At 55.7% G+C, this 25,775-nt stretch carries 33 protein-coding genes and 1 riboswitch; of the genes, 22 read left to right on the top strand and 11 right to left on the bottom strand.

All coding sequences use genetic code 11. The features are described 5' to 3' along the window. Nucleotides 1–6 precede the first annotated feature (6 nt). Nucleotides 7–1,374 carry a TldD/PmbA family protein gene (locus BD01_RS02720; protein WP_042689712.1) on the bottom strand — a complete coding sequence of 456 codons (1,368 nt, stop codon included), beginning with the start codon at nt 1,372–1,374 and terminating at the stop codon, nt 7–9. A gap of 130 nt (nt 1,375–1,504) precedes the next feature. Between BD01_RS02720 and BD01_RS02715 the strand changes: the two genes are divergently transcribed. Both BD01_RS02715 and BD01_RS02710 read left to right on the top strand, forming a co-directional pair. Continuing rightward, nucleotides 1,505–1,849, top strand: a complete 345-nt coding sequence (locus tag BD01_RS02715; RefSeq protein WP_042689709.1) for a cupin domain-containing protein — start codon at nt 1,505–1,507, stop codon at nt 1,847–1,849. Nucleotides 1,850–1,851: 2 nt separating this feature from the next. Then, a complete protein-coding gene (locus BD01_RS02710) occupies nt 1,852–2,559 on the top strand; it encodes a cysteate racemase (RefSeq protein WP_042689706.1) in 708 nt (235 codons plus the stop codon). Here the strand turns inward: BD01_RS02710 and BD01_RS02705 are convergent. Further along, nucleotides 2,546–3,379 carry an MBL fold metallo-hydrolase gene (locus BD01_RS02705; RefSeq protein WP_156927374.1) on the bottom strand — a complete coding sequence of 278 codons (834 nt, stop codon included), beginning with the start codon at nt 3,377–3,379 and terminating at the stop codon, nt 2,546–2,548. The two genes, BD01_RS02710 and BD01_RS02705, sit on opposite strands and share 14 nt — an antisense overlap. 83 nt (nt 3,380–3,462) lie before the next feature. Between BD01_RS02705 and BD01_RS02700 the strand changes: the two genes are divergently transcribed. After that, the gene (locus tag BD01_RS02700; RefSeq protein WP_042689701.1) at nt 3,463–4,656 is read left to right on the top strand and encodes a redox-regulated ATPase YchF; all 1,194 of its coding nucleotides are present in this window, start codon (nt 3,463–3,465) and stop codon (nt 4,654–4,656) included. Between the two features lie 15 nt (nt 4,657–4,671). Here BD01_RS02700 and cyaB read toward each other — a convergent pair whose 3' ends face one another. From cyaB to BD01_RS02685, 3 genes are read right to left on the bottom strand one after another with little or no spacing between them, the layout of a single operon-like run. Further along, nucleotides 4,672–5,205, bottom strand: a complete 534-nt coding sequence (gene cyaB, locus BD01_RS02695) for a class IV adenylate cyclase (RefSeq protein ID WP_042689698.1) — start codon at nt 5,203–5,205, stop codon at nt 4,672–4,674. Between the two features lies 1 nt (nt 5,206). Beyond that, nucleotides 5,207–5,689, bottom strand: coding sequence for an Lrp/AsnC family transcriptional regulator (locus BD01_RS02690; protein ID WP_042689695.1), 483 nt, complete (start codon nt 5,687–5,689; stop codon nt 5,207–5,209). Next, complete coding sequence (locus BD01_RS02685) at nt 5,673–6,224, bottom strand: UbiX family flavin prenyltransferase (RefSeq protein WP_042689691.1); 552 nt, start codon at nt 6,222–6,224, stop codon at nt 5,673–5,675. Before BD01_RS02685 ends, BD01_RS02690 begins: the two co-directional genes overlap by 17 nt. 66 nt (nt 6,225–6,290) lie before the next feature. Here BD01_RS02685 and BD01_RS02680 point away from each other — a divergent pair, with 66 nt between their 5' ends. Further along, on the top strand, nt 6,291–7,088 hold the full coding sequence (locus tag BD01_RS02680) for a DNA integrity scanning protein DisA nucleotide-binding domain protein (RefSeq protein ID WP_042689689.1): 798 nt from the start codon (nt 6,291–6,293) through the stop codon (nt 7,086–7,088). Nucleotides 7,089–7,105: 17 nt separating this feature from the next. Here BD01_RS02680 and pyk read toward each other — a convergent pair whose 3' ends face one another. Further along, nucleotides 7,106–8,542: a pyruvate kinase gene (gene pyk, locus BD01_RS02675; RefSeq protein WP_042689686.1), complete on the bottom strand. Its 1,437-nt coding sequence runs from the start codon at nt 8,540–8,542 to the stop codon at nt 7,106–7,108. Nucleotides 8,543–8,636: 94 nt separating this feature from the next. Here pyk and BD01_RS02670 point away from each other — a divergent pair, with 94 nt between their 5' ends. Then, the gene (locus tag BD01_RS02670) at nt 8,637–9,092 is read left to right on the top strand and encodes a peroxiredoxin (RefSeq protein ID WP_042689685.1); all 456 of its coding nucleotides are present in this window, start codon (nt 8,637–8,639) and stop codon (nt 9,090–9,092) included. Here the strand turns inward: BD01_RS02670 and BD01_RS02665 are convergent. Further along, nucleotides 9,082–9,780, bottom strand: a complete 699-nt coding sequence (locus tag BD01_RS02665; protein ID WP_042689681.1) for a zinc metalloprotease — start codon at nt 9,778–9,780, stop codon at nt 9,082–9,084. The genes BD01_RS02670 and BD01_RS02665 overlap by 11 nt on opposite strands. A gap of 89 nt (nt 9,781–9,869) precedes the next feature. Continuing rightward, a riboswitch (Fluoride riboswitch) is annotated at nt 9,870–9,946 on the top strand. A 14-nt stretch (nt 9,947–9,960) separates the two neighbouring features. On the opposite strand from BD01_RS02665, the gene BD01_RS02660 reads away from it, so the two are divergent. From BD01_RS02660 to BD01_RS02615, 10 genes are all read left to right on the top strand, one after another. Continuing rightward, complete coding sequence (locus tag BD01_RS02660) at nt 9,961–10,827, top strand: prenyltransferase/squalene oxidase repeat-containing protein (protein WP_042689678.1); 867 nt, start codon at nt 9,961–9,963, stop codon at nt 10,825–10,827. Between the two features lie 8 nt (nt 10,828–10,835). Then, nucleotides 10,836–11,507 carry a hypothetical protein gene (locus tag BD01_RS02655; RefSeq protein WP_042689676.1) on the top strand — a complete coding sequence of 224 codons (672 nt, stop codon included), beginning with the start codon at nt 10,836–10,838 and terminating at the stop codon, nt 11,505–11,507. Then, a complete protein-coding gene (locus BD01_RS02650; protein ID WP_042689674.1) occupies nt 11,486–11,791 on the top strand; it encodes a hypothetical protein in 306 nt (101 codons plus the stop codon). The genes BD01_RS02655 and BD01_RS02650 overlap by 22 nt, the downstream gene beginning before the upstream one ends. After that, on the top strand, nt 11,788–12,249 hold the full coding sequence (locus tag BD01_RS02645; protein ID WP_051482155.1) for a hypothetical protein: 462 nt from the start codon (nt 11,788–11,790) through the stop codon (nt 12,247–12,249). The genes BD01_RS02650 and BD01_RS02645 overlap by 4 nt, the downstream gene beginning before the upstream one ends. A 67-nt stretch (nt 12,250–12,316) precedes the next feature. Then, nucleotides 12,317–12,688 (top strand): fluoride efflux transporter CrcB, encoded by a 372-nt coding sequence (gene crcB / locus BD01_RS02640; protein WP_042689671.1) that lies wholly within the window; start codon nt 12,317–12,319, stop codon nt 12,686–12,688. Nucleotides 12,689–12,692: 4 nt separating this feature from the next. Next, on the top strand, nt 12,693–13,073 hold the full coding sequence (locus BD01_RS02635) for a DUF190 domain-containing protein (RefSeq protein WP_042689668.1): 381 nt from the start codon (nt 12,693–12,695) through the stop codon (nt 13,071–13,073). 87 nt (nt 13,074–13,160) lie between these two features. After that, a complete protein-coding gene (locus tag BD01_RS02630) occupies nt 13,161–13,679 on the top strand; it encodes a hypothetical protein (protein WP_042689666.1) in 519 nt (172 codons plus the stop codon). Between the two features lie 59 nt (nt 13,680–13,738). Further along, nucleotides 13,739–14,944 (top strand): bifunctional phosphopantothenoylcysteine decarboxylase/phosphopantothenate--cysteine ligase CoaBC, encoded by a 1,206-nt coding sequence (coaBC, locus tag BD01_RS02625; RefSeq protein WP_042689663.1) that lies wholly within the window; start codon nt 13,739–13,741, stop codon nt 14,942–14,944. Nucleotides 14,945–15,008: 64 nt separating this feature from the next. Then, on the top strand, nt 15,009–15,815 hold the full coding sequence (locus BD01_RS02620) for a mechanosensitive ion channel family protein (RefSeq protein WP_042689660.1): 807 nt from the start codon (nt 15,009–15,011) through the stop codon (nt 15,813–15,815). A gap of 113 nt (nt 15,816–15,928) precedes the next feature. Then, nucleotides 15,929–16,609 (top strand): aspartate/glutamate racemase family protein, encoded by a 681-nt coding sequence (locus BD01_RS02615; protein WP_042689658.1) that lies wholly within the window; start codon nt 15,929–15,931, stop codon nt 16,607–16,609. Between the two features lie 2 nt (nt 16,610–16,611). Here BD01_RS02615 and BD01_RS02610 read toward each other — a convergent pair whose 3' ends face one another. From BD01_RS02610 to proS, 3 genes are all read right to left on the bottom strand, one after another. After that, nucleotides 16,612–18,222, bottom strand: coding sequence for a carbamoyltransferase family protein (locus BD01_RS02610; RefSeq protein ID WP_042689655.1), 1,611 nt, complete (start codon nt 18,220–18,222; stop codon nt 16,612–16,614). Further along, a complete protein-coding gene (locus tag BD01_RS02605; protein ID WP_042689653.1) occupies nt 18,219–19,601 on the bottom strand; it encodes an ATP-binding protein in 1,383 nt (460 codons plus the stop codon). Before BD01_RS02605 ends, BD01_RS02610 begins: the two co-directional genes overlap by 4 nt. Nucleotides 19,602–19,663: 62 nt before the next feature. Next, nucleotides 19,664–21,115 carry a proline--tRNA ligase gene (gene proS, locus BD01_RS02600; RefSeq protein WP_042689651.1) on the bottom strand — a complete coding sequence of 484 codons (1,452 nt, stop codon included), beginning with the start codon at nt 21,113–21,115 and terminating at the stop codon, nt 19,664–19,666. A gap of 117 nt (nt 21,116–21,232) precedes the next feature. On the opposite strand from proS, the gene BD01_RS02595 reads away from it, so the two are divergent. The 5 genes from BD01_RS02595 to BD01_RS02575 are packed head-to-tail and all read left to right on the top strand — an operon-like array spanning nt 21,233 to nt 24,170. Continuing rightward, complete coding sequence (locus BD01_RS02595) at nt 21,233–22,234, top strand: 2-hydroxyacid dehydrogenase (protein WP_042689649.1); 1,002 nt, start codon at nt 21,233–21,235, stop codon at nt 22,232–22,234. A 10-nt stretch (nt 22,235–22,244) separates the two neighbouring features. Then, nucleotides 22,245–22,703, top strand: coding sequence for a hypothetical protein (locus BD01_RS02590; protein WP_042689646.1), 459 nt, complete (start codon nt 22,245–22,247; stop codon nt 22,701–22,703). Between the two features lie 42 nt (nt 22,704–22,745). Continuing rightward, nucleotides 22,746–23,000 (top strand): AbrB/MazE/SpoVT family DNA-binding domain-containing protein, encoded by a 255-nt coding sequence (locus tag BD01_RS02585; RefSeq protein ID WP_042689644.1) that lies wholly within the window; start codon nt 22,746–22,748, stop codon nt 22,998–23,000. Beyond that, nucleotides 22,975–23,406, top strand: coding sequence for a type II toxin-antitoxin system VapC family toxin (locus BD01_RS02580; RefSeq protein WP_042689641.1), 432 nt, complete (start codon nt 22,975–22,977; stop codon nt 23,404–23,406). Before BD01_RS02585 ends, BD01_RS02580 begins: the two co-directional genes overlap by 26 nt. Continuing rightward, the gene (locus tag BD01_RS02575; protein ID WP_042689639.1) at nt 23,406–24,170 is read left to right on the top strand and encodes a sulfite exporter TauE/SafE family protein; all 765 of its coding nucleotides are present in this window, start codon (nt 23,406–23,408) and stop codon (nt 24,168–24,170) included. Before BD01_RS02580 ends, BD01_RS02575 begins: the two co-directional genes overlap by 1 nt. Here the strand turns inward: BD01_RS02575 and BD01_RS02570 are convergent. Beyond that, nucleotides 24,142–24,663 carry a membrane protein gene (locus tag BD01_RS02570; protein ID WP_042689637.1) on the bottom strand — a complete coding sequence of 174 codons (522 nt, stop codon included), beginning with the start codon at nt 24,661–24,663 and terminating at the stop codon, nt 24,142–24,144. The genes BD01_RS02575 and BD01_RS02570 overlap by 29 nt on opposite strands. A 44-nt stretch (nt 24,664–24,707) precedes the next feature. On the opposite strand from BD01_RS02570, the gene BD01_RS02565 reads away from it, so the two are divergent. Then, the gene (locus BD01_RS02565; RefSeq protein ID WP_042689634.1) at nt 24,708–25,439 is read left to right on the top strand and encodes a sulfite exporter TauE/SafE family protein; all 732 of its coding nucleotides are present in this window, start codon (nt 24,708–24,710) and stop codon (nt 25,437–25,439) included. Between the two features lie 41 nt (nt 25,440–25,480). Then, complete coding sequence (locus tag BD01_RS02560) at nt 25,481–25,753, top strand: hypothetical protein (RefSeq protein ID WP_042689631.1); 273 nt, start codon at nt 25,481–25,483, stop codon at nt 25,751–25,753. Nucleotides 25,754–25,775 lie beyond the last annotated feature (22 nt).

Raw genomic sequence — 25,775 nt, 5'->3', positions numbered from 1 at the left:
ACCACCTCACCCGATGAGAATTCCCCCGTCAAACCTCATGTGCGGGCCACCGGAGCTGACGAAGGCGGTCTGTCCCTTTCCGCAGAAGCCAACCTCGAGGCCGAAGTCCTTGCCGACGGCGCTTATCTTCTTGAGGGCCTCTATCGCGACGCCGGTAATCGAGGTGTCCCTTATCGGCTCGGCTATCTCTCCGTTCCTGATGACGTAGCCCTCCTGGATTCCGACTTGGAAGGCGCTGTTGAGCTGGGCCTGCCCGCCGCGGAAGTCGACGACGTAGTAGCCGAACTTGATGTCCTCGATGAGCTCCTCGAAGGAGTGGTCGCCGGGCTCGAAGACCGTGTTGCGCATCCTGATTATCGGCGGGTAGCGGTAGCTCTCGGCCCTCGCGTGGCCATTCGGCTCCATGCCCCACTTGTGGGCGTACTCGCGGTTGAGCATTATCTCCTTCAGGATTCCGTTCTCGATGATGTGAATGTCCTTGACCGGAACGCCCTCGTCGTCGTACTTGTCGTTTCCGAAGCCACCCTCAACGTAGCGCTCGCTCATCGTGACGTACTCCGGTGCAATCTGCTTGCCTATGAGGTCCTTGAAGGGCGAGTTTATCGTGAGGTCTGCCTCCGCGAGGTGGCCCAAAGCCTCGTGGGCGATGATTCCGACGACTATCGGGCCGGCCACAATCGGCCACTCACCGCGCTTCGGGGCTACTCCTTTCAGCTGGCTGTGCATCTTCCTGAGGAGTCTATCCTTCACCTTCTCGTTCGGCTCTATCTCGGTCATGAGCTCCCAGCCGTAGTCAACGGCTCCAATGCTGTCCCTCGCCATCGCGAGCTTTCCGTCGGCCTTACCGGTGACGTATGTTCCCTGGTAGAGGTAGTTGTAGTCCCACTCTATCCTCGTTCCCTCGTTGGTGAGGAGGATTTTCCTTCCACCGCCGTCCTCGTAGCGAATCTGAACGCTCTTTACGGCCTTGTCCTCCTTGAGGAGCTTCTCAAGCTCCCTGAGATGGGAAACCTTCTCCTCGATGTCCACTTCCCTTGGCTTGACGCGCATCTTGCTCTCCACGAAGTCCTCGACCGGCTTTATCTCGGCCAGCTGGATTTTCTCCTTCTTCGTCTGAGCGGCCGCTCTGGCGAGCTTGTAGGCCTCTTCAATCTTCTTCTCAAGGTTCTCAAGCTCGCTCGTCGAGGCAAAGCCCCACGCGCCATCGGCCAGAACCCTTATGGCAACGCCCCTGTGGAGCTTCCCCGTGAAGCTCGTGAAGACGCCATCCTTGAGGCCGAGCGTGGTCTTCCTGAGGTCCTCGTAGCGCAGCTCGATGTACTCAGCCTTCAGGTTTTCTTCAGCCCACTTAAGGGCCCTTTCAAGTGCCTCCATGTCCACCACCGTTGACGTTTGTCCAATCCATTGTGGGATGGACAACTATAAAAGTCTTTTGAGCCTTTCGATGAGGGTCGAAAGGAAAACCTTTTTCAGACCCCTGAGCGAATTTTAGTGGGGTGAGAGGGTGAAGGCCGAAATCAAGAACCTCATAGACAGGGGCACCTACAGGAAACTACCTCTCTTCGAGGGCGAACTCCCTGAAGGTTCATACGCCCAGATAGTCGAGGTCAAGCCGGGACAGGCGGTTAAGAAGCACTACCACCTCCACCAGTACGAGCTGTTCTACATAATGAGCGGTGAAGCCCGGCTGGGCATCGGCGAGACCGAGTACCTCGCGAGGCCGGGTGATATCTTCCTCGTCAAGCCGAAGACCGTTCACTGGGTAATCAACGAGAAGGACGAGCCCTTCAGGCTCTTCGTTGTGAAGCTCAACTACAAAGGCGACGACTCGGTGTGGCTGGAGGAGTGAAGATGGCCGAGAGGGTCATCGGAATCCTCGGCGGAATGGGCCCGCTCGCGACGGCAGAGCTCTTCCGGAGGATAGTTGAGAAAACCCCGGCTAAAAAGGACCAGGAGCACCCGCGAATCATCATCTACAACAACCCGAAAATCCCCGACAGAACAGCCTACATCCTCGGCAGGGGCGAGGACCCGAGGCCCGAGCTCATAAATAGCGCTAGAAAGCTCGAGAGCTGGGGCGCTGATTTTATCATAATGCCCTGCAACACGGCTCACTTCTTCGCCGAGGACATTCAGAAGGCCATACGGATTCCGCTCGTCAGCATGGTCGAAGAAACTGCAGAACGCGTGAAGGAGATGGGCCTCAGGAAGGTGGGCCTTCTCGCAACTGACGGAACGATAAAGGGCCTCGTCTACCACCGCGCGCTCCTTAGGAGGGGAATAGCCATCGCGACGCCGGACAGGACGGGGCAGGAGCTCGTAATGGAGGGGATATACAAGGGAGTCAAAGCCGGAAACGTTGCCTACGGGCGGGAGCTCCTCCTACGGGTCGCGAAGAAGCTCGAAAAGAGAGTGGACGGAATAATAGCCGGCTGTACCGAAGTCAGCGTTGCGCTCAAGCCTGACGACCTGGGCGTTCCCCTGATTGACCCTATGGACGTCATAGCCGAAAAGTCCGTAAGGCTTGCCTTCGGACTTGAGGAGCTCAGAGCTCGATGACCATCCCCGAGTGGAGCTTGTGGAAGCGCCCCCCGTAGGCCTTCAGGAACTCTGCCTCCGCCCTCAGGCCGGTGCAGTGCCCGGTGTAGACCTCCTCAACGCCGAGCCTCTGAAACTCTTCGACGGTTTTCTTTATCCTCTCATCGCTCGCTTCAATCAGGTGAAAGCCCCCGATGACTGCCCTGACGCGCTCCTCCCCCGTCAGCCGTACCGCGTGCTTCACTATGCTCACTATCCCCGCGTGACTGCAACCGCTCACAACAACGAGACCCTCCGGCGTTTTGGCAACGAGGCTCATGTCGTCCCTCAGTTCGTCCCTCACGACCTTTCCGTTCTCGATGGTGTAAACTTCAAGCTCGGCCCTTTCAAAGTCCTCCCTCGCGGTTATTTCGCCGGTTGAGAGGACGTTCTCCGTTATTGGAAGCGGGTCGGCGGTGAGGTAGAGGTCAGCGAGCTCTTCAACTTTCTTCCGTCCAAAGGGAATGCCAACATCGCGGAGGTATGGCCTCGTGATGAAGTGCCTTCTGAAAATCGAGGGGTGCGCTACAACCGGAACGCGCCTTCCGATGGCCTGTAAAATCCCCAAGAGCCCGCCGGTGTGGTCGTAGTGGCAGTGGCTCAGGAAGACGTGGTCTATCGAGTCCGGCCCGATTCTGAGGAGCTTCATGTTGTGGAGCACTGGCTCGGCGCTCTGACCTGCATCGAAGAGAATTCTCTTTCCATCGGCCTCGATGAGGAAGCTGACGCCGTGCTGTGCAAAGAACGGGCTTTCATAGCCCGAGTAGTCCTCGACTAGGACGTAAACCCTCAAGGGAACCACCGGGTATAATGGGCACTGGAGCGTTTATGCCTTTCGGCCGAAACCCCTTAAAACCCTCTCCCCAATTTAGGCCGGTGGGAGGAATGGAGATAGGCGTTGTGGGAAAGCCAAACGTCGGAAAGTCAACTTTCTTCTCAGCGGCGACGCTCGTTGACGTTGATATAGCGAACTACCCCTTCACCACCATCGATGCCAACGTCGGCGTGAGCTATGCCATAGCGGAGCACCCCTGCAAGGAGCTCGGCTGTAAGCCGAACCCCCAGAACTACGAGTACCGCGAGGGGAAGGCCCTGATTCCGATAAAGATGATTGACGTTGCCGGTCTCGTTCCCGGAGCTCATGAGGGGCGCGGTCTGGGCAACAAGTTCCTCGACGACCTGAGGATGGCCTCTGCCTTAATCCACGTCATAGACGCCACCGGAAAGACCGACGCCGAGGGTCAGCCGACGGATTACCACGACCCCGTTGAGGACATCGAGTTCCTTGAGAGGGAGATAGACTACTGGATTTACGGAATCCTCAAGAAGGGCTGGGAGAAGTTTGCGAAGAGGATTAAACTCCAGCACATGAAATTAGAGCAGGCAATAGCCGACCACCTCTCCGGAATTGGTGTAACCGAGGAGGACGTCTGGGAAGCGATTCACAAGGTGGGCCTTCCGGGCGACCCCACCAAGTGGAGCGACGAGGATTTGCTCGCCTTCGTCCGCGAGCTGAGAAAAATCAACAAGCCGATAATAATAGCCGCAAACAAGGCAGATGTCGCCACAGACGAGCAAATCAAGAGGCTCATCGAGGAGGGAAAGAAGAGGGGCTACCTCGTCGTTCCAACTTCGGCGGCCGCGGAGCTGACCCTCAGGAAGGCGGCAAAGGCGGGCTTCATCGAATACATTCCGGGCTCGAGCGACTTCAAAATCGTCAAGAAGATGAACCCCAAGCAGGAGAAGGCCCTTCAGCTGATTAAGGAGAAAGTCCTCGACCGCTTTGGCTCGACCGGCGTTCAGGAGGTCATAAACAGAGCGGTCTTCGAGTTGCTTAACCTCATTCCGGTTTACCCGGTTCAGGACGAGAACAAGCTCACCGACCAGTTCGGCAACGTCCTACCGCACGTCTACCTGCTCCCGAAGGGCTCGACGCCAAGGGATTTAGCGTATAAGGTCCACACCGACCTCGGAAAGACGTTCCTCTACGCGGTAAACGCCAGAACGAAGAGGCGCGTCGGGGAGGACTACGAGCTTCAGTTCAACGACATAATCAAGATAGTCGCGACGGCCAAGTGAGAAACGGGCCCTAGGTCAGCTTTTTTCATCCTTCTTCTCGTTTCTCATAGCTTCTCTTATGAGCTCCTGGTAAAGCCTCGGCTCCACATCGTCTTCGCTCAGGCCGAGGAGCTTTGCAACATCCCAGATTTTCTTCTTCGCTTTCTCAACGTCATCTGAGATGACCTCTATGTCGAGGAAACCGCCGAGGCCTTCAACGTCGTTGAGTTCGAAGGTGACATCGCCCAGGCGGTAGACGAGCCTCCTCTTCCTAACCACAACGTCTTCCTCAAAGCCGAGGCGCTTGAGAATCTCGACGGTTGCCTCGAAGTCCGAGACCTCAACTTCAAACTCATCGAACTCCTCGTTCCTGCCCAAATCCTTGATTTCCTTGTAGGTCAGAAAAGCTTTCCCGAGGTTGTCGAGCTTCCTCACGCGGAGGAGCTTTGGGAGGGGTAGGGAGAAATAAACGTCCTCCTGGAGCTCCTCCCTGACGAAGAGGGCCCCAAGGGACTCGATTTTCCGCCTCGTTTCCTCAAAATCAACCCTGAACTTCACTTCAACCTCCATGTCAGACCCTCACGAGGAAGCCCACGAGGTCCTCGCCCTTGACGAAGTCCTGGAGGGGAATCACTTCCACGCGCTTCAGCGTTGGTAATACCTTTATCGTCTCGTCAATGAACTTGTTGAGCTTGTCCTCGCTCTCCTCGCCGACGAGGGCAACGACGCTGTCCTTACCGCTTCTCGCGACCGCGAGAACGTTGGGGAGAATAGAGAGGGTCTTCATGATGTAGCTGATGTACTTCTCAAGGAAGTCCTCGATGATTGGCGTCTCGGCCTGAATGTAAATCAGCGCAACCGCCTTGGGACGAAGTGAATCACCCAGAATAATCGTGTACCGCTCGATTACACCCCGTTCCAGGAGCTTCTTGATTCTAAAGTGTATCGTTGATTCCGGCCGATTTAACCTCTCCGCTATCTCGGAGATGGTCAGGCGAGCGTCCTCCTTGAGGAGTCTGAGTATAGCCCTATCAAGGTCATCCAACTGTACCATGGGGAATCCCCCAGCGCTGGTAAATATCGTTGTTAATTTCCAGAATATCTAAGATTTTGCCGATTATAAAGTTTATTATATCATCCACAGTTTTCGGCTTTGTGTAAAATCCAGGCGAGGCGGGCATTACAATCGCTCCCGCGCGAGTCACGCGAAGCATGTTCTCGATATGGATGGCGTTGAGAGGAGTTTCCCGTATAAGGAGCACGAGCTTTCGTCTTTCCTTCAGAGCGACGTCCGCAGTTCTGGTTATCAGGTTGTCGGCGTAACCGTTGGCTATCGCCGAGAGGGTCTTCATCGAGCAGGGAGCGATTACCATCGCGTCAAACGGGTAAGAACCCGAGGCGGTTGGGGCGAAGAGATTGTCTTCCGGGTAATCCGGCTTGAGTTCAACGCCGAGCTCGTGGCGGGCAACCTTTATCCCGGTCTCCGTCGCAAGAAGAATGACTTCATGGCCGAGTTCTCGAAGAACCTCAACGAGCCTTATTCCATACACTGCCCCACTCGCACCGGTTATTGCAACCACTACCCTCATGACATCACCGCTATCGCTTCCCCGCTATCTTTTTATACCTTTTTGGCCGAAAAACATCGAAGTGCCATGAAGATACATCCCGTTCTCATTGAGAGCGCCCTTGAGATAGCCAAGAGACTCGGTGCCAAAGCCCTCGTGATAATGGAGGAAGTAGAAGAAGAGAAGATACCCGACACAGACCTGCCCGTTGTCCTCGTCGGTTCGTCTTTTGACGTTGAGGATGAGAAGGTCAAGAAGGTATCCATCCCCCAGAACCTCGACCTCAACAACGTGCTCAACCTTCTCTCTGCGTTTCTCATGGAGCACAACATCGTCAGCGAGGGTGATTCCTTCGTCTACGTCACCGAGGACGCGATAGGCATCAAGACCGTCAAGAAGGGAATCTCGGCGATGAAGAGCTTCTTCGCCCAGAACCAGAGCGTCCTTCAGAGAATGCTTGAGATTGCCATAGAGCTCAGCATAGAGGGCAGGGAAGGAACGCCGGTCGGAACGATATTCGTCATCGGCGACACGAGGAGGGTTCTAAAGCACTCGCACCAGCTGATTCCAAACCCCTTCAAGGGACACCGGATAAACGTTCTTGACAGGGACAGCAAGGAGATAATAAAGGAGTTCGCCCAGCTCGACGGTGCGTTCGTCATAAGGGAGGATGGGCGGATAGTGTCAGCAGGGAGATACCTCGAGGTCGAGCCAAAGGTCATCGATTTAATGCTTCCACCGGGCCTGGGGAGCAGGCACATCGCGGCCGCTGGAATAACCAAGCTGACGAAGGCGATGGCCATTAGCCTCTCGGAGAGCGGGACGATAAGGATTTTTAAGAACGGGCTCATGCTCCTCGAGTACAACCCGAGGCTGAGGTACTGAAGGCAAAAAAGAAAGGGTCAGACGTTGAAAATCCTTATTGTGTTCGTTCCCGCGGTCCTCCCTATCGGCGTTCCCTTGGTCAGCAGAACGGTGTCGCCCTCGCTCACGAGCCCGAGGCCCGTTATGAGGCGGATTATCTCCCTTTCGCTCGTTTCTTCCACCTTGAACGGGTAGACTCCGTAGGAGAACATCAGCGTGTTGGCGACCCACTCGTTGGTGACGAAGGCCAGAATCCACTGCTTCGGCTTGAACCTCGCTATGAGCCTCGCGGTCTGGCCGGTTCTGGTGGGCGTCAGTATGTACTTGATGTCAATCGAGTTGAGGGCCTCTATGATGCTCCTCGCTATCGCGTCCTTTATCGTTCCCTTCGTCGGTCCGCGTCCCTTCCACTCGTTCATCTTCCACTCGACCGTTCTGCTCGTCCAGAGGCTGTCGCGGTAGGCCTCGGTGGTCTTGGCAATCCTCGCCATCATCTTGACGGCTTCAACCGGGTATTTTCCAACCGCAGTTTCCTCGGAGAGCATAACGGCGTCGGTTCCGTCGAGGATTGCGTTGGCAACGTCGGTGACCTCTGCTCTGGTAGGAAGCTTCTCGTGCGTCATGCTTTCGAGCATCTGGGTGGCCGTCACAACGGGCTTGCCGGCGCAGTTGGCCTTCTTAATTAGCTTCTTCTGGAGTATCGGGAGCTTTTCAATGGGCATCTCGACTCCAAGGTCGCCCCTTGCTATCATCACGCCGTCGGAGGCGTTGAGAATTTCGTCGAAGTTCCTGACCGCGTCGGGGCGCTCTATCTTCGCGATGAGGAACAGCTTTCCGTGGTGGGAGTCAACGAAGCGCCTGACCTTGAGGACGTCGTAGGCCGAGCCCACGAAGCTTATTCCTACGGCATCGATGCCGACCTCAAGGGAGAACTCCACGAACTCCAAGTCCTTCTCGGTCACGGCATCTATCGCCAGCCTCGCCTTCGGGACGTTTATGCCCTTGTGGGAGAACAGCGTACCTCCAACGAGAACCTTACAGATAACGTCCTGACCCCGGACTTCCTCAACGCGGAGCGCTATGAAGCCGTCGCTGAGGTAAATCACGTCGCCCTTGGAGACCATCCTCGGGAAGTCCTTGAACTCGACGGGGATTACCGCTTCGTTCCCAACGACGTCCCTCGTGGTCAGCGTTATCGTCTGCCAGCGCCTCAGGTTGACGGAACCACCTTCTATCTCCCCAACGCGAATCTTGACGCCGGGGAGGTCGCCGAGTATCGCGACGGGCCTGTCGAGCTTCTCTGAAATCTTCCTGACGAGCTTTACCGCCCTCTCATGCTGTTTGAGGTCGCCGTGGGCGAAGTTGAGCCTCGCGACGCTCATGCCAGCGCGGACCATCGCAGAAACCGTTTTCTCCTTGAGCGAAGCCGGGCCGAGAGTTGCTATAATCTTCGTCTTCTGCCCCGGAAGTCTCATGCTACCACCTAAGAAGGGACTACGCGCTCCCGCTAAAAAACGTTTCCCGCGGAAGCTTTATTAATTAGGGCGCCCTAAAAGCCCCGGTGGTTTCATGGGGTTCCTTGAGGTTGAGGTTTACGACGAAGGGGGCCGGAAGGTCAGGCTCGGGGACATCGTAAAGGGCAGGTGGACGGTTCTCTACGTTTACCCAAAGGACAACACGCCGGGCTGTACGACCGAGGCAAAGGAGTTCACCGAGTTGCTTCCTGAATTCGAGAAGCTCGGCTTTCAGGTGATTGGGGTCTCCAAGGACTCGGTGGAGAGCCACCGCAGGTTTAAGGAGAAGCACGGGCTAAAGGTAAAGCTCCTGAGCGACCCGGAGGTTCGGCTCATCAAGGCCCTCGGCGCGTGGGGCAAGAAGAAGCGCTACGGAAAGGAGTACGAGGGCGTCATAAGGAGCACGTTCATCATAAACCCCGAGGGCGAAATCGTGTGGGAAAAGCGCAACGTCCGGGCAAAGGGACACGCAGGAAGGGTTCTCAAGGTTGTCAGGGAACTCAAAGGGTGAAGCTCCCCAAGCTCTCGTTCAGTTTTTCCATGCAGGAATCACAGAAGACCGCCGGCCGGGAGTCCCACTCCTCCATCGTTGCCGGAGGATTCATGACGCAGGGGTTGGAGCAGTGTTCAAGGCCGAAGGCGTGACCGACCTCGTGAAGGATGCCCTTGAGGAGGCGCCCCTTGAAGGTCTCGAGCTCGCGCGAGAGAATTCTCCTTGCGAGACGCTTAACTTCCTCCTCCACGTGGGGGTTCTCAAGGGTTCTCAGAGTCATTCTCAGAACGTCCGACTCGAAGGGCCTCATGGAGAGCACCATTATCCTCCTGCCGAGTCTCTCTGCCTGGAATCCCAAGAAGCTCTCGTAGAAGTCGAAGTAGCGGTTCCTCGACGCGAGCGGGAAGCTTATCAGGCCGAGGATTTTGTTCATGGCGATTTCATCATCCTTCTCAAGTTCAACCTTGAGGCGGTAGTCGAGGAAATCAACGAGGACTTCGAGCGGGTAAAGCCTTACCGTGCCCTCTGGGGTTTTGACGTTTATCAGGTAGCCCGGCTCGAGGGTCAGGCTGTCGAGGTAGATGAACCTCACCCGCAGGCCCCAGTCCGCGAAGAGCCTGTTGGCCTCGTCAACGACCTCGAACATCGCGTCCTTCAGGGTGTTTTCAAGGAAGTTGGTGACGTAGGTGAAGCCTATGAACTCCATATTCTACCCTCGCTCAGACCTAGGGAGGGTTGGATTTATAAGCGTTCTTTAGAGCGTTGAACCACGACGCTTTTAAGGCACCACTCCGAGTGAATACGGGCGATGGCGTCCGCCCGGGGCTTCGAGCCCGAACCGCCCGAAAGGGGCTGATGACGCCTGTTCTCCACGGGAGGTGAGAGAATGGGCTCGAAGCTTTACGAAATCGGACGTTACGTTGACGTTGATGCCGTCCTGCGATACGTCACGGACAGGCGACACGAAGATGGAGGTTACTGCTTCGTTAGCGTTCTCGACGATACCAACGTGAACGATACCTACTACGCGATTAAAATCTACAACCTCCTCGGCATTGAGTTCCCCGAGCCTGAGAAAACCATTGAGTTCCTGAGCAACGCCATCCAGCCCCAGACTGCAGTCGTGGCAATAGCGATGGCGCTCGAAGGCCTCGCCCTGCTCGGGGCCAAGGACGTCGCAAGGGAGAAGAGCGACATCGTTTTCACTAAGTACAACCCCGCGGAAGGCAAGTTCGCGGTCGGACTCGGAGGAAGCGAGGAGTTCGGAACGGCGACACCGCTCGAAGCCACCTACTGGGTCACCAAAGCCTTCAACCAGATTGGCTTAAAGTTCGATTCCACAGAAAAGGACGCGATTAGGGCCTTCGTGATGAAGTTCCGCAACGGAAACGGCTACGGCGTCAAGCAACCAACCACGACCATGACCTACCAGGCCCTCTTCACGCTCTACACCCTCGGCTACCGCCCGCCCAAGAGCCCCCACTTCAGGAACTGTGAGCTCTGCGGTGACTGGGGTGGGTTCACCGAGGTGCCTTACAGCCTTCCACCGTACCTTGAGCCGACGTTCTACGCAACGAGAGGCCTTGAGCTTCAGAACGAGACCCCCACCTGTCCGAGGAGGCACGTCTGGTTCATCCGCCAGCTCCAGAACCCCAACGGCGGCTTCAGGAGGAGCCTTGAACTGGGAATATCCAACTTCCAGAACACCTACCGCGCGCTGGCGGTCGTTGACTCGATGATGCGTTACCTTTAGTGGAGCCTATGGACGTTATAGAGGCCGAACTCCGAAGGGCAATGGAAGAACCGGGCTGTCCGGTCTGCAGGTTAGTCGAGAAGTTCGAGGATGAAGAGATTGAGACCATACTCTACGAGCACCCCAATGACCCGGCCGTCAGGAGGGCCTTTCGAAGGAGCGGGGGCCTCTGCAGGAGGCACGCCTGGAAGGTCCTCCGGCTGGCCCTCTCCAATCCCCTTCTTGGCCCCCACGGGGTTTCCGTCATTTACGAGGACGTTCTTGAGAGCTACCTGCGCGGGGAGAATGAAACCGAGGAGTGTCTCCTCTGCAGGCTCACGGCAGAGAAGGAGCGAATCCTAATCGAATCCCTCGCCGACAGGCTTCCAAATCTCATCGAGGCTTACGAGAACTCGCCCGCAATCCTCTGCAGGAGACATTACGGGGAAGTTCTAAGGGAGATTACCGACGAAAGCCTGAGGAGAAGGTTCTCAGAGGTTCAGAAGAGAAAGCTCGAAGGGCTGAGGAAGAGGCTTGAAGGACTCATAAAGAGCTTTGACTACCGGGCCGGAAGAAAACCCACGGAGGCAGAGAGGAAGGCGATACTTGAAGCAGTGGAATTCCTTGCAGGTAGGGAAGTCGGCCCAGAACGCGGGCGGAGGGAGAGGAGGGAGAAACGTTGGCCGTTGAGATTGAGGTGAGTGGTGAAGAACTTGATAGAATCAGGCGAAACCGGAAGGAGATTGAAGAGAGGCTGAGGGATGTAGAAGGCCTTGAAAGAACACTGAAGGCCCTAAAGCTCAGGCTCCTCCTCGAGAGGAGGGAAAGACTGCTCAGGAAGCTTGAAGAGATGGAAACCAACTACAGGGAACTCGTTGAGTTCGAGAAGAAGGCGAAAGAGGACCGGAGTTACATGCTTGAGCTGAGAAGCGAGCTGAGCAGGGAAAACGCGGAGCTCAGAAAGCGCCTGGGGGATATGCGATGAAGGTCACGGTATGGGCCAAGGGCAGGTGGAGGAAGGTTCATTTCAACGTCCCCGACGAGCTTTGGAAGAGAATCGAGGAGACCTGCAGGAGGAACGGTTTCCGAGCGGAGGAGGCCCTTAGGATAATACTCCTTGACGGCTACCTTGATGAGGAAGTTGACGAGGAAGAACTTGCGAGACTGGAGGAGGAGATAAAGGGGCTCGAAGAGAGGCTTTACGAACTTGAGGGGCACTGGTCTCCCCTGAAGTTCAGGACGTACTACTCCGCCCTGGACAACCAGAACCTTGCCATAACCCTTTCAGGGCTGATAGCCGAGAACAGGCGCCTCAGGAAGATGCTGGGCCTTGAGGAGCGGGACTTCTCGAAGGTGGAGGAGCTGATACACTACTACCTCTCCTATGCCTTTGGGAACAAGAATGGCCCTGGACGAAAACCAAAAGATTTTAAAGGTTCCTAATCGCCTGGGGATGAACGTTTTTCTCGCTGAAGAAGACATTTAACAGGCAAAGGGCAGGGGTGATGGAATGAACGCGAGATTGATGGGGCTGATAGCACTCGGCGGCGCCTTGGGAGCTCTCGCAAGGTTCTACCTCTCAGGACTGCTCCCCACTTACCGGGATTTCCCAGTTGGAACGCTCCTCGTGAACAGCGTGGCCAGCTTTATTCTCGGCTACCTCTACGGCCTGCTCTTCTGGGGCGTTGACGTTACGCCGGAGTGGAGGCTCTTCCTTGGAACGGGCTTCTGCGGTGCTCTGAGCACGTTCTCAACCTTCTCTTATGAGACGTTTTCGCTCCTCCGCGAGAGGGAGTACCTCATAGCGGGCCTCAACGTGCTGGCAAACGTTTTTGTAACCATAAGCCTAGTGTTTCTTGGGTTTATAATGGCGAGGAGGTGAGGGTATGGTTGAAGTCGAACACTGGAACACGCTCAGGCTTAGAATCTACATCGGCGAGAACGACCGCTGGAACGGAAAGCCACTGTATAAGGCGATAGTTGAGAAGCTCCGCGAGATGGACATAGCCGGTGCAACCGTTTACCGGGGAATCTACGGCTTTGGAAAGAAGAGCAGGATTCACTCAAGTGATATCATGAGGCTTTCAACGGATTTGCCAATCGTGATTGAGGTAGTTGACAGGGGCTTCAAGATAGAGAAAGCGATATGCGAAATCAAGCCCATGATTAAGGACGGGATGATAACCGTTGAACCAACGCTCGTCGTGTGGGTTGGAACCGAGGAAGAGGTCAAAAAATTTGAGGAAGATGCCGTCCGTGAGGAATAGTCAGGCCGACATCCAATAACTTAATAAGGGCTCAAAACGACTCACCCACAAACTAAAGTTACACTTACCCCTGCGAGGGGATTAACTATGATGTCGCTGGAGTTCGAGGTCCCCGTGAAGAGGCTCAACAACGTTATGGGCGTCATACTTAGGGAGGACTCCAAGCTCCAGTGGGTCTACTACCGCGAGGATACGCAGAGCGTCGTCGTCCGGACGACGGTATCAAAGAACGCCCTTCAGACGTTCCTGCTGAGGTTAGCCTCCGCTGTGGATGTGCCAGTGGAAGTCACAATAGTGGATGAGCGAGAAACGGGCAGGGCAATCCATGAGGCATTTCTCCTCAGGGTGGACGTTTCAGAGGGCTCTTATCCCGTGGTCATACTGCTCCTCTACAACGTCAGCAAGTTTTACCCGGATACGATAATAGTCGGCACCTCCTCCGACGCCCCTCAGGAACTCGTTGACACCGTGCTTAAATTGACAATCGGTAAGGTCAACCTCCTTGAAACCGAGAAGGTTAGGAGCTCAATCGTTGATGGTGGGCTCTTCATCCAGCTCAGGGCAAACGTTCCCAGCACCTCCGACAAAGAGATAGTCCTTGTCTGAGCCATTGGTTAAGTCAGAAGCTTCTTAACCCCTCTCTCCAACTATTCTCGGTGGTCTCGATGCTTCACCACGTCAAGCTGATTTACGCCACGAAGAGCCGGAAGCTCGTCGGCAAGAAAATCGTTCTCGCGATTCCCGGGAGCATAGCCGCTGTCGAGTGCGTCAAGCTGGCAAGGGAGCTCATAAGGCACGGCGCCGAGGTTCACGCGGTGATGAGCGAGAACGCTCAAAAAATAATCCACCCCTACGCGATGGAGTTCGCCACCGGGAACCCTGTCGTGACCGAGATTACGGGATTCATAGAGCACGTCGAGCTGGCCGGAGACCACGAGAACAAGGCCGACCTGATTCTCGTCTGTCCGGCAACTGCGAACACCATAGGCAAGATAGCCTGCGGCATAGACGACACACCCGTCACGACCGTTGTTACCACAGCCTTTGCCCACACACCGATTATGATAGCCCCCGCAATGCACTCCAGCATGTACGAGCATCCGATAGTCGTTGAGAACATCGAGAAGCTCAAAAAGCTGGGCGTCGAGTTTATCGGCCCCCGCTTCGAGGAGGGCAAAGCGAAGGTAGCTTCGATAGACGAGATAGTCTACCGCGTCATCAGGAAGCTCCACCCCAAGAGCCTCGCGGGGAAGCGCGTTTTAGTTACGGCAGGCGCGACGAGGGAGTACATAGACCCGATTCGCTACATCACCAACGCGAGCAGCGGCAGAATGGGAGTTGCCATAGCCGAAGAGGCGGACTTCAGGGGGGCGGAGGTTACGCTCATCAGGACGAAGGGAAGCGTCCCGAGCTTCGTCGAGAACCAGATTGAGGTGGAAACCGTTGAGGAGATGATGGAGGCGATAGAAAACGAGCTGAAGGCGAAGAAATACGACGTTGTCGTCTTGGCCGCCGCCGTAAGCGATTTCCGCGTCAAGAACAGGGCGAGCGAAAAAATCAAGAGCGGTAGGAGTTTAACCCTCGAACTCGAGCCGACGCCGAAGGTAATAGACCGCGTTAAGGAACTCCAACCGGAGGTTTTCCTCGTGGGCTTCAAGGCCGAGACGAGCGAGGATAAGCTCATCGAGGAGGCCAGGAAGCAGATTGAGCGCGCGGGAAGTGATTTAGTCGTTGCCAACACCCTCAAAGCGTTCGGAAGCGAGGAGAATGAGGTATTTCTCGTCACCCGCGATGGTGTTAAGAAGCTCCCGAGAATGGACAAGCGCGAGCTTGCTGAGCGGCTCTGGGACGAGGTTGAGCGCCTTATCTAACCCGAACCTTTTTAAGTCCTTTTTCCCACCTTTCTTGATAAAACTTCGTATGGAGGTTGTTGGTATGGTGAACCTAAACCAGGCGCTCCCCTACGTTGGGGTGACGCCGTTTCAGCTGATTTCTGCCCTCGCAATTCTCATCGTGGGTTACGTCATTGCGAGAGCCGTCGTTGGGGCCTTCAAACGGGCCCTCAGAAAGACCAAGCTCCCGCCGCTGGTCGTCGAGTTCCTCGGCAGGTTTCTGGCCATTGGCCTCTACCTGATAGTCCTCATCGTGGCCCTTGGGGCCGTTGGAATCTCGGTGTCGCCGGTAATCCTCGGCCTGTCGGCGGTGGTAGGCCTAATCCTCGGCTTCGGCCTGCAGGACACGCTTACGAACCTCGCGGCCGGCGTCTGGCTCGCCGCGCTGAGGCCCGTTGATATAGGAGAGGTAGTGGAAGTCGCGGGCAAAACGGGCAAAGTAAACAACATCGGCCTGATGGGAACCGAACTCCTAATGCCGGACAACAAGCTGATAACGATTCCCAACAAGCTCGTCTGGGGAAGTGTCATAACCAACTACACACGGATGCCCACGAGGAGGGTGGACGTTGACATAGGCGTCGCCTACGGAACCGACCTTGACAGGGCTATAAAGCTCGCGATGGACCTCATGAGGGGCCACCCGAAGGTTCTCAATGAGCCGGAACCGAGCGTCGTCATAACGGCCCTCGCGGACTCCTCTATAAACCTCCAGCTCAGGGCATGGGCGAAGACCGAGGACTACTGGGCCGTCAAGGGCGACCTCACGAGGGGAATCTACGAGCTCTACACCCGGGAGGGCATAGAGATTCCGTTCCCGCAGCTCGACGTCCACCTGAAGAACGAATGATTTTCGGGTTCTCACCCGTTTTCCACGTTTTTGTAAACTTTTTCTTTCACTAACCTTTCGTTTTTAACCAAAAGGTTGATAGCGGGGCCGACCTACTACACCCGGTGATTGCCATGAGGAGGATAGGCCTCGTCGGCGGAACGAGCCCGGAATCAACGCTCTACTACTACAAGAAATACCTTGAGATAAGCCGCGAAAAGTTCGAACCCTATGTTTACCCGGAGCTGATAATCTACTCGATAAACTTCAAGGAGTTCATCCACAACCCGAACGGCTGGGAGGGGAGAAAGGAGATACTCATAAAAGCGGCGAAGGCCCTTGAGCGGGCCGGGGCGGAGATAATAGCCCTGACGGCAAACACTCCCCACATAGTCTTTCCCGACGTCCAGAAAGCGGTAAACGTCCCAATGGTCAGCATAATAGACGCCCTCATCGAGGAGATGAGGAAGAGGGGAGTTAAGAAGGTTCTCCTCCTCGGAACGAAGACAACCATGACCGCGGACTTCTACAAGAACGCCCTCCGCGAGGCGGGCTTTGACGTGGTCACTCCGAGCGAGGACGAGATGAACGAGCTCGACAGGATTATCAAGGAGGAGCTCATGTTCGAGAACTTCGCCAGCAGGGACTGGGTGGTCGAGCTAATCAACCGCTACATAGAAATGGAAGGAATTGAGGGCGTAATCCTCGGCTGCACCGAGCTTCCCCTCATAATAAAGCCTGGCGACGTTAAGGCGGAAGTCTTTGACACCGTTGAAATCCATATGCGGAAGCTGATAGATGTAGCGAGCGGGTGATTTCATTCTTTTTTCCACACTGCGAACCCCTCAACTACCAGAACGTCCAGTCCGGCCTTTCTAAATGTCCTCAACGCGTCCTCCGGTGAGCAGACTATCGGTTCGCCGTGCATGTTGAAGCTCGTGTTCAGAACGGCCCCGATGCCGGTTCTCCTCTCGAAGGCCTTAATGACTTCGTAGTAGCTCGGGTTCACCTCTTTCCTCACTGCTTGAGGCCTCGTCGTGCCGTCCACGTGAACGACCGCCGGAGCGAGCTTTTGGAACTCTTCGCTCGCGGTGTAGCTCATCGTCATGAACTCGTTCGGCCTGCCTTCAAGGTCTTCAAGGTATTCCCCGGCCTTCTCCCAGAGGAGGGAGGGCGCGAAGGGCTGGAAGACGTCCCTTTTGAGCGCTAAGTTGAGCCTCCCCTTAACATTCTCGTCGGAGGGGTTGGCCAGAATCGAGCGGTTGCCAAGGGCCCTCGGTCCGAACTCCATCGCCCCCTGGAAGAAGCCGACGAGCTTCCCCTCGCTAAGAATATCGGCAACGAACTTTTCGTTGACTTCCTCAAACTCGAGCCCCTCTTTTCTCAGGAACTCCTCAACGTAAGCCCTCCCGTAGGACGGGCCGAGGTAGACGTGCTCGAGCTTGAAGGGCTTCCATCTTCCGTCGAGCCTCTCGAGCTGGGCCTTTACAAAGATTGCCGCACCAAAGGCCAGCCCCCCGTCGTCCATCGCGGGGAAGACCCAGAGATTGTCGTCCCCGAAGATTTTTCTCAAAACCGCGTTGGCCTTGACGTTCTGAGCCACACCACCGGCGTAGGCCAAGGGAAGGCCCTTCGAACTCAGCTTAACGCCGAGCTCCTCGAGGAGCTTTTCAAGGTGTCTCTGAGCGCTCGCCGCTATCTCGATGGCCTTCCTCTGGAGCTCGCCGTCGAGCTTTCCGCGCTTCATCTGGTTGGCAATTTCTTTCGCCTTTGAGAGGGGGTAACCAAAGAACTCGGCCAGCTTCTTGGTCGCCTCGACGCCGATGACCTTGAGGTGGTTGTCAAAGGTCAGCCCGCTGAGCTCGATTATCGCGCTCAAATCGTAGGTCGGCCGTCCGTATGAGGCGAGGCTCATCACCTTTCCCTCGTGGCGCATTGGCTTAAATCCTAAAAGCTCCGTAACCGAGGCGTAGAAGTCGCCGAGGGAGTCAATGTAGGTGCTCTGCGCCATCCTAATCATCTCGCCGTCCCTCGCCACGTAAATCGAGGAACTCAGGCCGTCTCCCGCCGCATCTATGCTAACAGCTAAAGCCTCGCGCCAGCCCGAGGTGTAGTAGGCGCTCGCCGAGTGCGCTAAGTGGTGCTCGACGAAGAGGACCTTCCTCTTGAACTCCGGGCCGAAGATGGCCTTCAACCTTCTTTCAAGCTCGATGAGGCGCTTCTGCTTTCTGAAAATCCCGGCGACGGCTATCACCTCAACGTCCTCCGGGTCAGCGTTTGCCATCTCGAGAACGGCCTTGATGCTCAGCTCGGGGAAGCCCCTGTACTTCTTGACCCGGTTCAAGCGCTCCTCATTCACCGCGAAAATCCTCTCGCCGTCTATCAGAACGGCCCCGGCGTCGTGGCCGTCGTGGACTCCAAGAATCATTTTAGCACCTCCATATCCTCAAGGTCCCATACAAAGCCGAGTTCCCTCAACTTCCCTTTGGATTCCACTTTCCTGGCGATTATCCCGAAGTGGAACTCCCATCCGTCCAGGCCCATAAGCTTTGACTTCCTATCGAGCCCATCAAAGACCTTTCTGGCGTCCCTCTCACTCAGGTCTCTCCATTTAACCTCTATCAGGAGGACCTTCTTCTCAACCTCATCCATCGCAACGAGGTCAATCTCCTCGCCCTTCCGCCACCACCTGCCAACCCTCGTCGGCTTCAGCGGAAGTTTGTCCTTAATTTTCAGCAGAAACTGTCTGGCAACGTCTTCAAAAATCCTCCCGACGTGTTCGTCCAAATCCTTCATAACGAGCCTCGTGAGCATGCCGCCGTTTCCGGTCTCGATTAAATCGGCGTTGGGGTGAACGTACCTGAACCAGAACGAAAAGTAGGGGTCGTCGATGTAGTACCGTCCCTTTCTGCTCTTTTTGCTCTCCGTTACCGGAATTTCCCGCCTCACTATTCCGAGGTTCATAAGAACCGACAGGTACTTCCCGACGGTTCCCCTCTCGAGGCCGGTCTCGTTCATTATCTCGCCAAGGGTCGTTCTTCCCCGCGCAATCGCTTCAAGAACGGCAAAGTAGAGCCTTGGCCTCTCAAGCTCCTCCCTCAGGACGAACTCAGCATCTCCGTAGAGGAGACTGTCCTGTCTGAAGTAGTTCTCGGTGAGGTTCTCCTCAACGCTGAGCCCGTCGTCGAACTCAAGAAGGTACGCGGGGGTCCCGCCGAGAATGGAATAAACTCTCACAAAGTCCTCCATCGAAAAACGGGGGAGGAAGTCCCTCGCGCTGAAGAAGTCGAGGGGTTTTACCCTCAGCTGGCCGGTTCTCCTGCCGTAAAGCGGGCTCTTGTATCCTAAAAGGCCTTCCATCATCGAAACGCTTGAGCCGCTTATTATAAGGTAAAGCTTTCCCTCCGAGAACTTGGTATCCCAGTAGTCCTGAAGAACAGATGGAAGGCTTTTGTTCGAAAGGACGAGGTATGGGAACTCGTCTATTGCCACGATTAGCCTTTCTTTCCTGCTTTTTTGATGGAGGTACTCAAATAGGGCATCCCAGTTGCGGAAGGGATTTTTGAGAAGGACGTCGTCCCTGAAGTAAGAGGCAATCCTCTCCGAGAACCGCCTGAGGTTCTCAAGCTCGCTCGTTTCCCTCGCAAGGAGGTATATCCCCCCGTGTCTCCTTAAAAACTCAGTTATTAAGGCGGTCTTCCCGACCCTTCTCCTTCCGTAGATTACCACGAACTCCGTACTCCCGCTCTCAAGCCTCTTCTCAAGGAGCCCGATTTCCCGCTCCCTGTCTATGAACCTGTGAGACAATTTACCCACCAGTAATTTACTTTGCAGTAAATTGTTTAAAAGGATAGCGGAGGGAAAAAGAATCAGTAGGTCCTCGCAAACCTCGCCACGAACTTCGCCTCCCTGCCGCAGACCGGGCACTTCTTGCCTTCGATGCCCTCTCTGGCCTTCTCCTCCGGGTAGGGCGTTCCGAGCATCTTCGCGTCAAGCTCCTCTTCCATTTTAAGCCCGCACTCCTCGTCACCGCACCAGGGAATCTCGACTATGCCACGTCTGTCCTCGAAGACGGCCTTGGCTTCCTCAATCGTGTCAACGCGCTTGATGTGGCTCTCAAGGAACTCCTTGGCGCGGTTGTAGAGGTTTTCGTGAATCGCGTCGAGGGTCTTCTTCACCTCCTCGACGATGGCATCGCGCTCGACGGTTACCTTCTCGAAGGTGTCGCGCCTCGCGAGGACGGCTTTCCTTCCTTCGACGTCCCTCGGGCCGACCTCTATGCGGAGGGGAACGCCCTTCAGCTCCCAGTCGTAGTACTTCCTGCCCGGCCTTATGTCGCGCTCGTCCACATGCACCCTGAAGCCGGCCTTCCTCAGCTCCTCGGCTATCTCCCTCGCGTAGGCGAAGACGTCAACGTTTGCGTCTTTCTTCGGAATGGGCACGATAACGACCTGAATCGGCGCTATCGTCGGCGGGAGAACCATTCCGCTGTCGTCGCCGTGAACCGCTATTACCGCCGCTAAAAGGCGCTCGCTCATTCCAAAGGTCGTCTGGTGAACGAACTCGTGGTCGCCCGTCTCGGTCTCGTACTGGATGTTGTAGGCCTTGGCGAAGTTCTGCTTGTAGTTGTGCATCGTGCCTATCTGGAGCGTCCTCCCGTCGGGCATCATTATCTCGGCGCCGAGCGAGTAAAAGGCGCCGGGGAACTTGTCCCAATCGGGTCTCTTTGAGATTATGTAGGGCAAAGCTAAGAACTTCGCGAGGCGGTCGAATATCTCAAGGTCCTCCTTTATCTGCCTCTCGGCATCTTCGAAGTCGGCATGAGCCGTGTGGGCCTCGAAGAACCTGCTGATTTCCCTAACGCGAATGAGGGGCCTCGTGTGCTTGGTTTCGTAGCGGTAGACGTTGACTATCTGGTAGACCTTGAAGGGTAAATCCGCGTGGGAGCGAATCCAGAGGGAGAACATGGAATACATGGCAGTTTCGCTCGTGGGCCTCAGAATGAGCCTGACGTCGAGGGGGTCGAGACCTGCATGCGTTACCCAGTAAACCTCGTCCTCAAAGCCCTTTATGTGTTCGGCCTCCTTCTGGAACTCGGTTTCAGGGATGAGCGCCGGAAACAGAACTTCCTCGTGACCGGTCCTGTCCATCTCGGCCCTTATGAAGGCCTCGATGTTGCGCATGATTTTCAGCCCGTACGGAAGCCAGACGTTCATTCCCTTGACCGGGTAGCGCTTGTCGATAATTCCAGCCGTTTCGAGGAGTTCGTTGTACCACTCGCTGAACTCGTTGCTCCACTTCTCACGCTTTACCTTCCCCATCTGCACCACCTAAAGGGAGAACTGGAAGGAGTTTTTAAGCTTTCTCAGGTGAGATTCGCCACTTCGTCGGGAGAAACCTTATTAGGTTCGTTTCGATAGGGGTCTTAAGGTGGTAGCATGAGACCGAAGGTGGCCGTCCTCTTCAAGATGAAGAGCAAACCCCTTGAGGAACTCAAGAAATGGGCGGACGTTGACGTTATCCTCTATCCGAGCGTTGAGGAGCTTAAAGAGGTCATCGGGAAGTACGACGGGCTGATAGTTTCCCCTCTCAATCCGGTTTCAGGTGAAGTCCTTGAGAAAGCTGAAAGGCTGAAGGTTATAAGCTGTCATTCAGCAGGCTACGACCACGTTGACATCGAGACCGCAACCAAGAAGGGAATCTACGTCACCAAAGTGGCAGGCGTTCTCAGCGAGGCGGTGGCGGAGTTCGCCGTCGGCTTAACGGTAGCTCTTCTGAGAAAAATCGCCTACGCCGACAGGTTCATTCGCTCTGGAAAGTGGGACTCCCACAGGACGGTCTGGAGCGGTTTCAAGGGCATCGAGACGGTTTACGGCAAAAAGGTTGGAATCCTCGGCATGGGGGCGATAGGAAAGGCAATAGCGCGGAGAATGAAGGCGATGGGGACGGAGATACTCTACTGGTCTCGCTCGCGGAAGCCCGATATCGAGGAGGAAGTTGGCGCGAGGTACCTTCCCCTCGACGACGTGCTGAGGGAGAGCGACATCGTAATCCTCGCCCTCCCGGCGACGAGGGAAACCTATCACATCATCAACGAAGAGCGATTGAAGCTCCTTGAGGGCAAATATTTAGTCAACATCGGACGCGGAACCCTTGTCGATGAAGAGGCCCTCGTTAAAGCCCTCAAAGAGGATAAACTGAAGGGCTACGCGAGCGACGTCTTCGAGAACGAGCCGGTTCAGGAGCACGAGCTTTTCGACTACGAGTGGGAGACTGTTTTAACGCCCCACTACGCCGGCCTCTCAAAGGAGGCTATGGAGGACATGGGCTTTCAGGCGGTTAGAAACCTCTTAGCAGTTCTGCGCGGTGAGGTTCCGGAGACGCTTGTGAACCGCGAAGTCCTTAAGGTTCGTCCGCCCGAGGAGGTAAAGATGCTCTGAGGTGGTTTGAATGGAGTGGAGGGAAAGGCTGAAGGGCCTTCTCGAACCTTACGGCGAAGTTATTGAGACCGGGAAGAGGTTAATCTTCGAGTTCGGCGATGACGAGGGGGACTTCTCTGACAGGCTTTCCTTCGTCATCGAGGAGCCCGAGGAGTGGCCATTAGTGGAAGTTGCGGTAAAAGCGATAGCCGATTTAACCGACCACGACGTCCCGGGGAGAAACGTCTTTGCCTTCGGCTTCGGGCCGGACTTTGAGGGAACGCTCATCAGGCTCCGCCTCTTCGACGGAAGACCTGGAGAGGGGCCGGTAATCGGGGACGTTCCCGAAAAGGTCGTGAAGATAGCGGAGCGCAACGGACTCAGGTATCAGCGGGGAGAGGGGGAAGGGCTTGGCCTTCCGAAGGACTTCACGGAGGAGGACTTTGAGGCCCTGGTAAAGCTCGTGGAGGCCGTTGCCTTCGAGTGGTAAACCTTTAAATACCGTCGGCTTAACATGGGAATGGTGGGAAAAGTGGGAGTAACGAAGATAGACTCCAAAGGCAGGGTCGTAATCCCAAAGGACGTTCGGAGAAAGCTTAACATCAAGCCCGGTGAAGAGTTCCTCGTTACGGAGATAGACGGCGATACGATAGTCTTGAGGCGCTTCAACGTCAAGAAAATGCTCGAAAAACTCGTCAGGAACTCAAGAGAAGTGAATTTAGAGGAGCTTGAGGCTGAAACCAGGGAAGAGGGGAACAGAGTTGCGAAGGAGCTCTACAGACTGTAAATTTCTGCTCGACACGAACGTCTTCATAGCGGCGGTTAAACGGGGCTGGACTGACACTACCGAGCTTTTACTCTATTTTTTAACCAGCAAACGCTACGTTCTGGTGGCAAACGACGTCTTGATGGCCGAATACCGAAAATACGCCGAAAAGCTCAACGCGCTGGACTTCTATGAGTTCATTAGAAGGAGGGTTACGATTGTGAACCCAAGCAGGGAGGAAGTGCTCCGCGTTCTTCCGTATTTCCCTGAAACCCAGCTTGCGGATGCCGTCCACGCGGCGACGTGCCTGAAAAGCGGGGCAATCCTCGTGACCAACGACAGGCACTTTGAGAAGGTTTCCCGTGCGGGTATTATTGAAGTATGGAGCATAAGCGACGCCATACGACGCATTTTGAGGGATGATTAATGCTGAAATACCTCGGCTACTTCGCGGTCGGTGTCTTCATCGGAGTCCTCGCGGCACTGTTTGGCCTCGGAGGAGGCTTCCTGATAGTGCCCGTCCTCAATTTACTCGGCGTCGAGATGCACCACGCGGTCGGAACTTCGAGCGCCGCTGTGGTTTTCACGTCGCTCAGCTCGGCGATAGCCTACTCAAGGCAGAGGAGGATACACTACAGGGTCGGACTTCTGCTGGCCTCAACTGCCGTTATAGGCGCCTACATAGGGGCATGGCTCACATCGTTCATCAGCGCCTCCGGACTGAAGGTCATCTTCGGGTTGGCGCTAATCGTCGTTGCAGTGAGGATATACAGAAAGAAAACGGCAGAGCCGGGCGAGGTCAGGCTTGAGGACGTTAAGGTGAACTACAAGCTCGTCCCGGTCGGCGGCTTCTTCGCGGGAATCGCGAGCGGTCTGCTCGGCGTCGGCGGAGGAATCATCAACGTGCCCTTCCTGACCTACCTTGGACTGCCGATTCATTACGCTGTCGCAACCTCAAGCTTTGCCATAGTCTTCACCGCAACGGCCGGAGCGCTCAAGCACTACATGATGGGAAACGTGGAAACGCAGTGGCTCGTTCTCCTCGTGCCGGGCCTCATACTGGGGGCGCAGATGGGGGCCAGAATAGCCAAGAGAACTAAGGCTTCCTCCCTGAAAAAGGCATTCGCCGTTGTGATGTTCCTCCTGGCCCTGAGAATGATTCTCAAGGGCCTCGGCTTCGCGGTTCCTTGAGCCCTTTTCTTCTTTCCTTCATATACACCGCCCCAAGGAGGAGCGTTGCAACTATCATTGCCAGCCAGACAAAGAGCAGGGGTCTATCGTAGGGATAGATGTCCCCCGCTATTACGTGGACAATTGAAGGCAAAAGCATCAGAGACAGGAGGAAGCCGAGGATTCCACCCGCTACGTAACTGACAATGCTTTCGCTTCCAAACCCTTTCTCTCCATGGAGTGAGAGCTCCGCCCGGTAGCCGACAATTGAGGCCGCAACGATGAGGAGGGCCAGGACAACAGGACATAGCGCCCGTATTCTCCCCTTTCTCCAGTTCCACGCTCCATAAACGATGAGAAAAAGCCAGCCCCCCACTATAGAGCCGAGCCAAGCAGATACGTCCTTGTAAAAACCGTAGGGAGCGTCCCAGTTGGCAAACGTTATGGAGCCAGGGAACGTCACGATGGGTACAAGAAGTACGAGGAGCAGGAACTTCAACTCCGACGTCTTCACGAAACCACCACAGGGTTTTTAACGGACTCCTAAAAAGGGTTTCCATGCTTCAGTATCTCCTCGACTTCATCATCGGCCTCGGCATTGGGTTTATAGCGGGCCTCCTCGGTGTCGGCGGCGGTTTTCTGATAGTGCCGACCCTCGTCCTCCTCGGAGAGCCGATACACCTCGCCATCGGCACGAGTTTGACATGCATAGTCCTCAGCTCGCTCTCCGCCTCGCTGACCCACATTCGAAGGGGGGCGGTCCTTTACCGCGTCGTTCTCCTGAAGGAGGTCTTTTCCGTCCCATTCGCAGTTATCGGCGCCTACTTATCTTCTAAACTCCCTGGAAAGGAACTCAAACTGGCCTTTGCGCTGCTCCTCTTTTACCTTGCCTACACGATGGCGAGCGGAAAGGGCAACCCGCACGACGAAGACGGCACCGTCCACTACTCCCGCGTTCCCCTTGTGGGCATCCTCTCGGGCCTCGTGAGCGGGCTTTTGGGCATAAGCGGCGGCGTTCTCAACGTCCCGCTCTTTCACACCTTCGTGGGCATACCTATGAGGTACGCCGTTGGAACCTCGAGCTTTGCCCTCTTTTTCACGGCCTTGGCTGGAGCCTTCGAGCACTACCGCCTTGGGCAGGTTGATTTACACATGGCCCTCCTCCTTGCTCCGGGGCTCATAATCGGCGGCAGGCTCGGCGCTTTAGCGGCCCACAGGGCCCATCCAGAGACCCTTAGAAGGGCATTTGCTGGGGTTTTAATCCTCGTCGCGCTCAAGATGCTCCTGTGAAGGTTTATTAATCACAATGCAAAGCTCAATCGGTGGAGACTATGGAGGAGCTCACCGGGAAGGTCCGCGAGAAGTTTGGCCTTGAGGTCAAAGACATGGCCGACGCTTGGAAGCTCGTTGAGTGGCTCGAGGAGAGGGAGTGGGTTGTCTACATCATAACCGCCAAAAACAGGAAGCAGGTCGATGCGTGGCACCCGCGCTACGGAACTCTCTTTGCCCAGTTCGGGGAGGTCCCGAACTTTGGGAGCATCTTTGAGGGCATCTTGACAGTTGCGCTCCTGGCTAAGGAGCTTGAGGAAAAAGGAACGATTTGAAACGCGCGTTCCACCGCGACCC

The sequence above is a fragment of the Thermococcus nautili genome (assembly GCF_000585495.1).
In the GTDB taxonomy this organism is placed as follows: Archaea; Methanobacteriota_B; Thermococci; order Thermococcales; family Thermococcaceae; genus Thermococcus; species Thermococcus nautili.
This window is presented reverse-complemented; position numbering and strand designations above follow the sequence as displayed.

Excerpts from the sequence above, each read along its gene's own strand:
- BD01_RS02720 (WP_042689712.1), bottom strand. The coding sequence starts at position 1,374 with ATGGAGGCACTTGAAAGGGCCCTTAAGTGGGCTGAAGAAAACCTGAAG.
- BD01_RS02710 (WP_042689706.1), top strand. The coding sequence starts at position 1,852 with ATGGCCGAGAGGGTCATCGGAATCCTCGGCGGAATGGGCCCGCTCGCG.
- BD01_RS02590 (WP_042689646.1), top strand. The coding sequence starts at position 22,245 with ATGGAGTGGAGGGAAAGGCTGAAGGGCCTTCTCGAACCTTACGGCGAA.
- coaBC (WP_042689663.1), top strand. The coding sequence starts at position 13,739 with ATGCTTCACCACGTCAAGCTGATTTACGCCACGAAGAGCCGGAAGCTC.
- BD01_RS02595 (WP_042689649.1), top strand. The coding sequence starts at position 21,233 with ATGAGACCGAAGGTGGCCGTCCTCTTCAAGATGAAGAGCAAACCCCTT.
- BD01_RS02680 (WP_042689689.1), top strand. The coding sequence starts at position 6,291 with ATGAAGATACATCCCGTTCTCATTGAGAGCGCCCTTGAGATAGCCAAG.
- BD01_RS02655 (WP_042689676.1), top strand. The coding sequence starts at position 10,836 with ATGGACGTTATAGAGGCCGAACTCCGAAGGGCAATGGAAGAACCGGGC.
- BD01_RS02565 (WP_042689634.1), top strand. The coding sequence starts at position 24,708 with ATGCTTCAGTATCTCCTCGACTTCATCATCGGCCTCGGCATTGGGTTT.
- BD01_RS02685 (WP_042689691.1), bottom strand. The coding sequence starts at position 6,224 with ATGAGGGTAGTGGTTGCAATAACCGGTGCGAGTGGGGCAGTGTATGGA.
- BD01_RS02700 (WP_042689701.1), top strand. The coding sequence starts at position 3,463 with ATGGAGATAGGCGTTGTGGGAAAGCCAAACGTCGGAAAGTCAACTTTC.
- proS (WP_042689651.1), bottom strand. The coding sequence starts at position 21,115 with ATGGGGAAGGTAAAGCGTGAGAAGTGGAGCAACGAGTTCAGCGAGTGG.
- crcB (WP_042689671.1), top strand. The coding sequence starts at position 12,317 with ATGAACGCGAGATTGATGGGGCTGATAGCACTCGGCGGCGCCTTGGGA.
- BD01_RS02665 (WP_042689681.1), bottom strand. The coding sequence starts at position 9,780 with ATGGAGTTCATAGGCTTCACCTACGTCACCAACTTCCTTGAAAACACC.
- BD01_RS02610 (WP_042689655.1), bottom strand. The coding sequence starts at position 18,222 with ATGATTCTTGGAGTCCACGACGGCCACGACGCCGGGGCCGTTCTGATA.
- BD01_RS02560 (WP_042689631.1), top strand. The coding sequence starts at position 25,481 with ATGGAGGAGCTCACCGGGAAGGTCCGCGAGAAGTTTGGCCTTGAGGTC.
- cyaB (WP_042689698.1), bottom strand. The coding sequence starts at position 5,205 with ATGGAGGTTGAAGTGAAGTTCAGGGTTGATTTTGAGGAAACGAGGCGG.
- BD01_RS02670 (WP_042689685.1), top strand. The coding sequence starts at position 8,637 with ATGGGGTTCCTTGAGGTTGAGGTTTACGACGAAGGGGGCCGGAAGGTC.
- BD01_RS02575 (WP_042689639.1), top strand. The coding sequence starts at position 23,406 with ATGCTGAAATACCTCGGCTACTTCGCGGTCGGTGTCTTCATCGGAGTC.
- BD01_RS02615 (WP_042689658.1), top strand. The coding sequence starts at position 15,929 with ATGAGGAGGATAGGCCTCGTCGGCGGAACGAGCCCGGAATCAACGCTC.
- BD01_RS02635 (WP_042689668.1), top strand. The coding sequence starts at position 12,693 with ATGGTTGAAGTCGAACACTGGAACACGCTCAGGCTTAGAATCTACATC.
- BD01_RS02645 (WP_051482155.1), top strand. The coding sequence starts at position 11,788 with ATGAAGGTCACGGTATGGGCCAAGGGCAGGTGGAGGAAGGTTCATTTC.
- BD01_RS02660 (WP_042689678.1), top strand. The coding sequence starts at position 9,961 with ATGGGCTCGAAGCTTTACGAAATCGGACGTTACGTTGACGTTGATGCC.
- pyk (WP_042689686.1), bottom strand. The coding sequence starts at position 8,542 with ATGAGACTTCCGGGGCAGAAGACGAAGATTATAGCAACTCTCGGCCCG.
- BD01_RS02690 (WP_042689695.1), bottom strand. The coding sequence starts at position 5,689 with ATGGTACAGTTGGATGACCTTGATAGGGCTATACTCAGACTCCTCAAG.
- BD01_RS02620 (WP_042689660.1), top strand. The coding sequence starts at position 15,009 with ATGGTGAACCTAAACCAGGCGCTCCCCTACGTTGGGGTGACGCCGTTT.
- BD01_RS02630 (WP_042689666.1), top strand. The coding sequence starts at position 13,161 with ATGATGTCGCTGGAGTTCGAGGTCCCCGTGAAGAGGCTCAACAACGTT.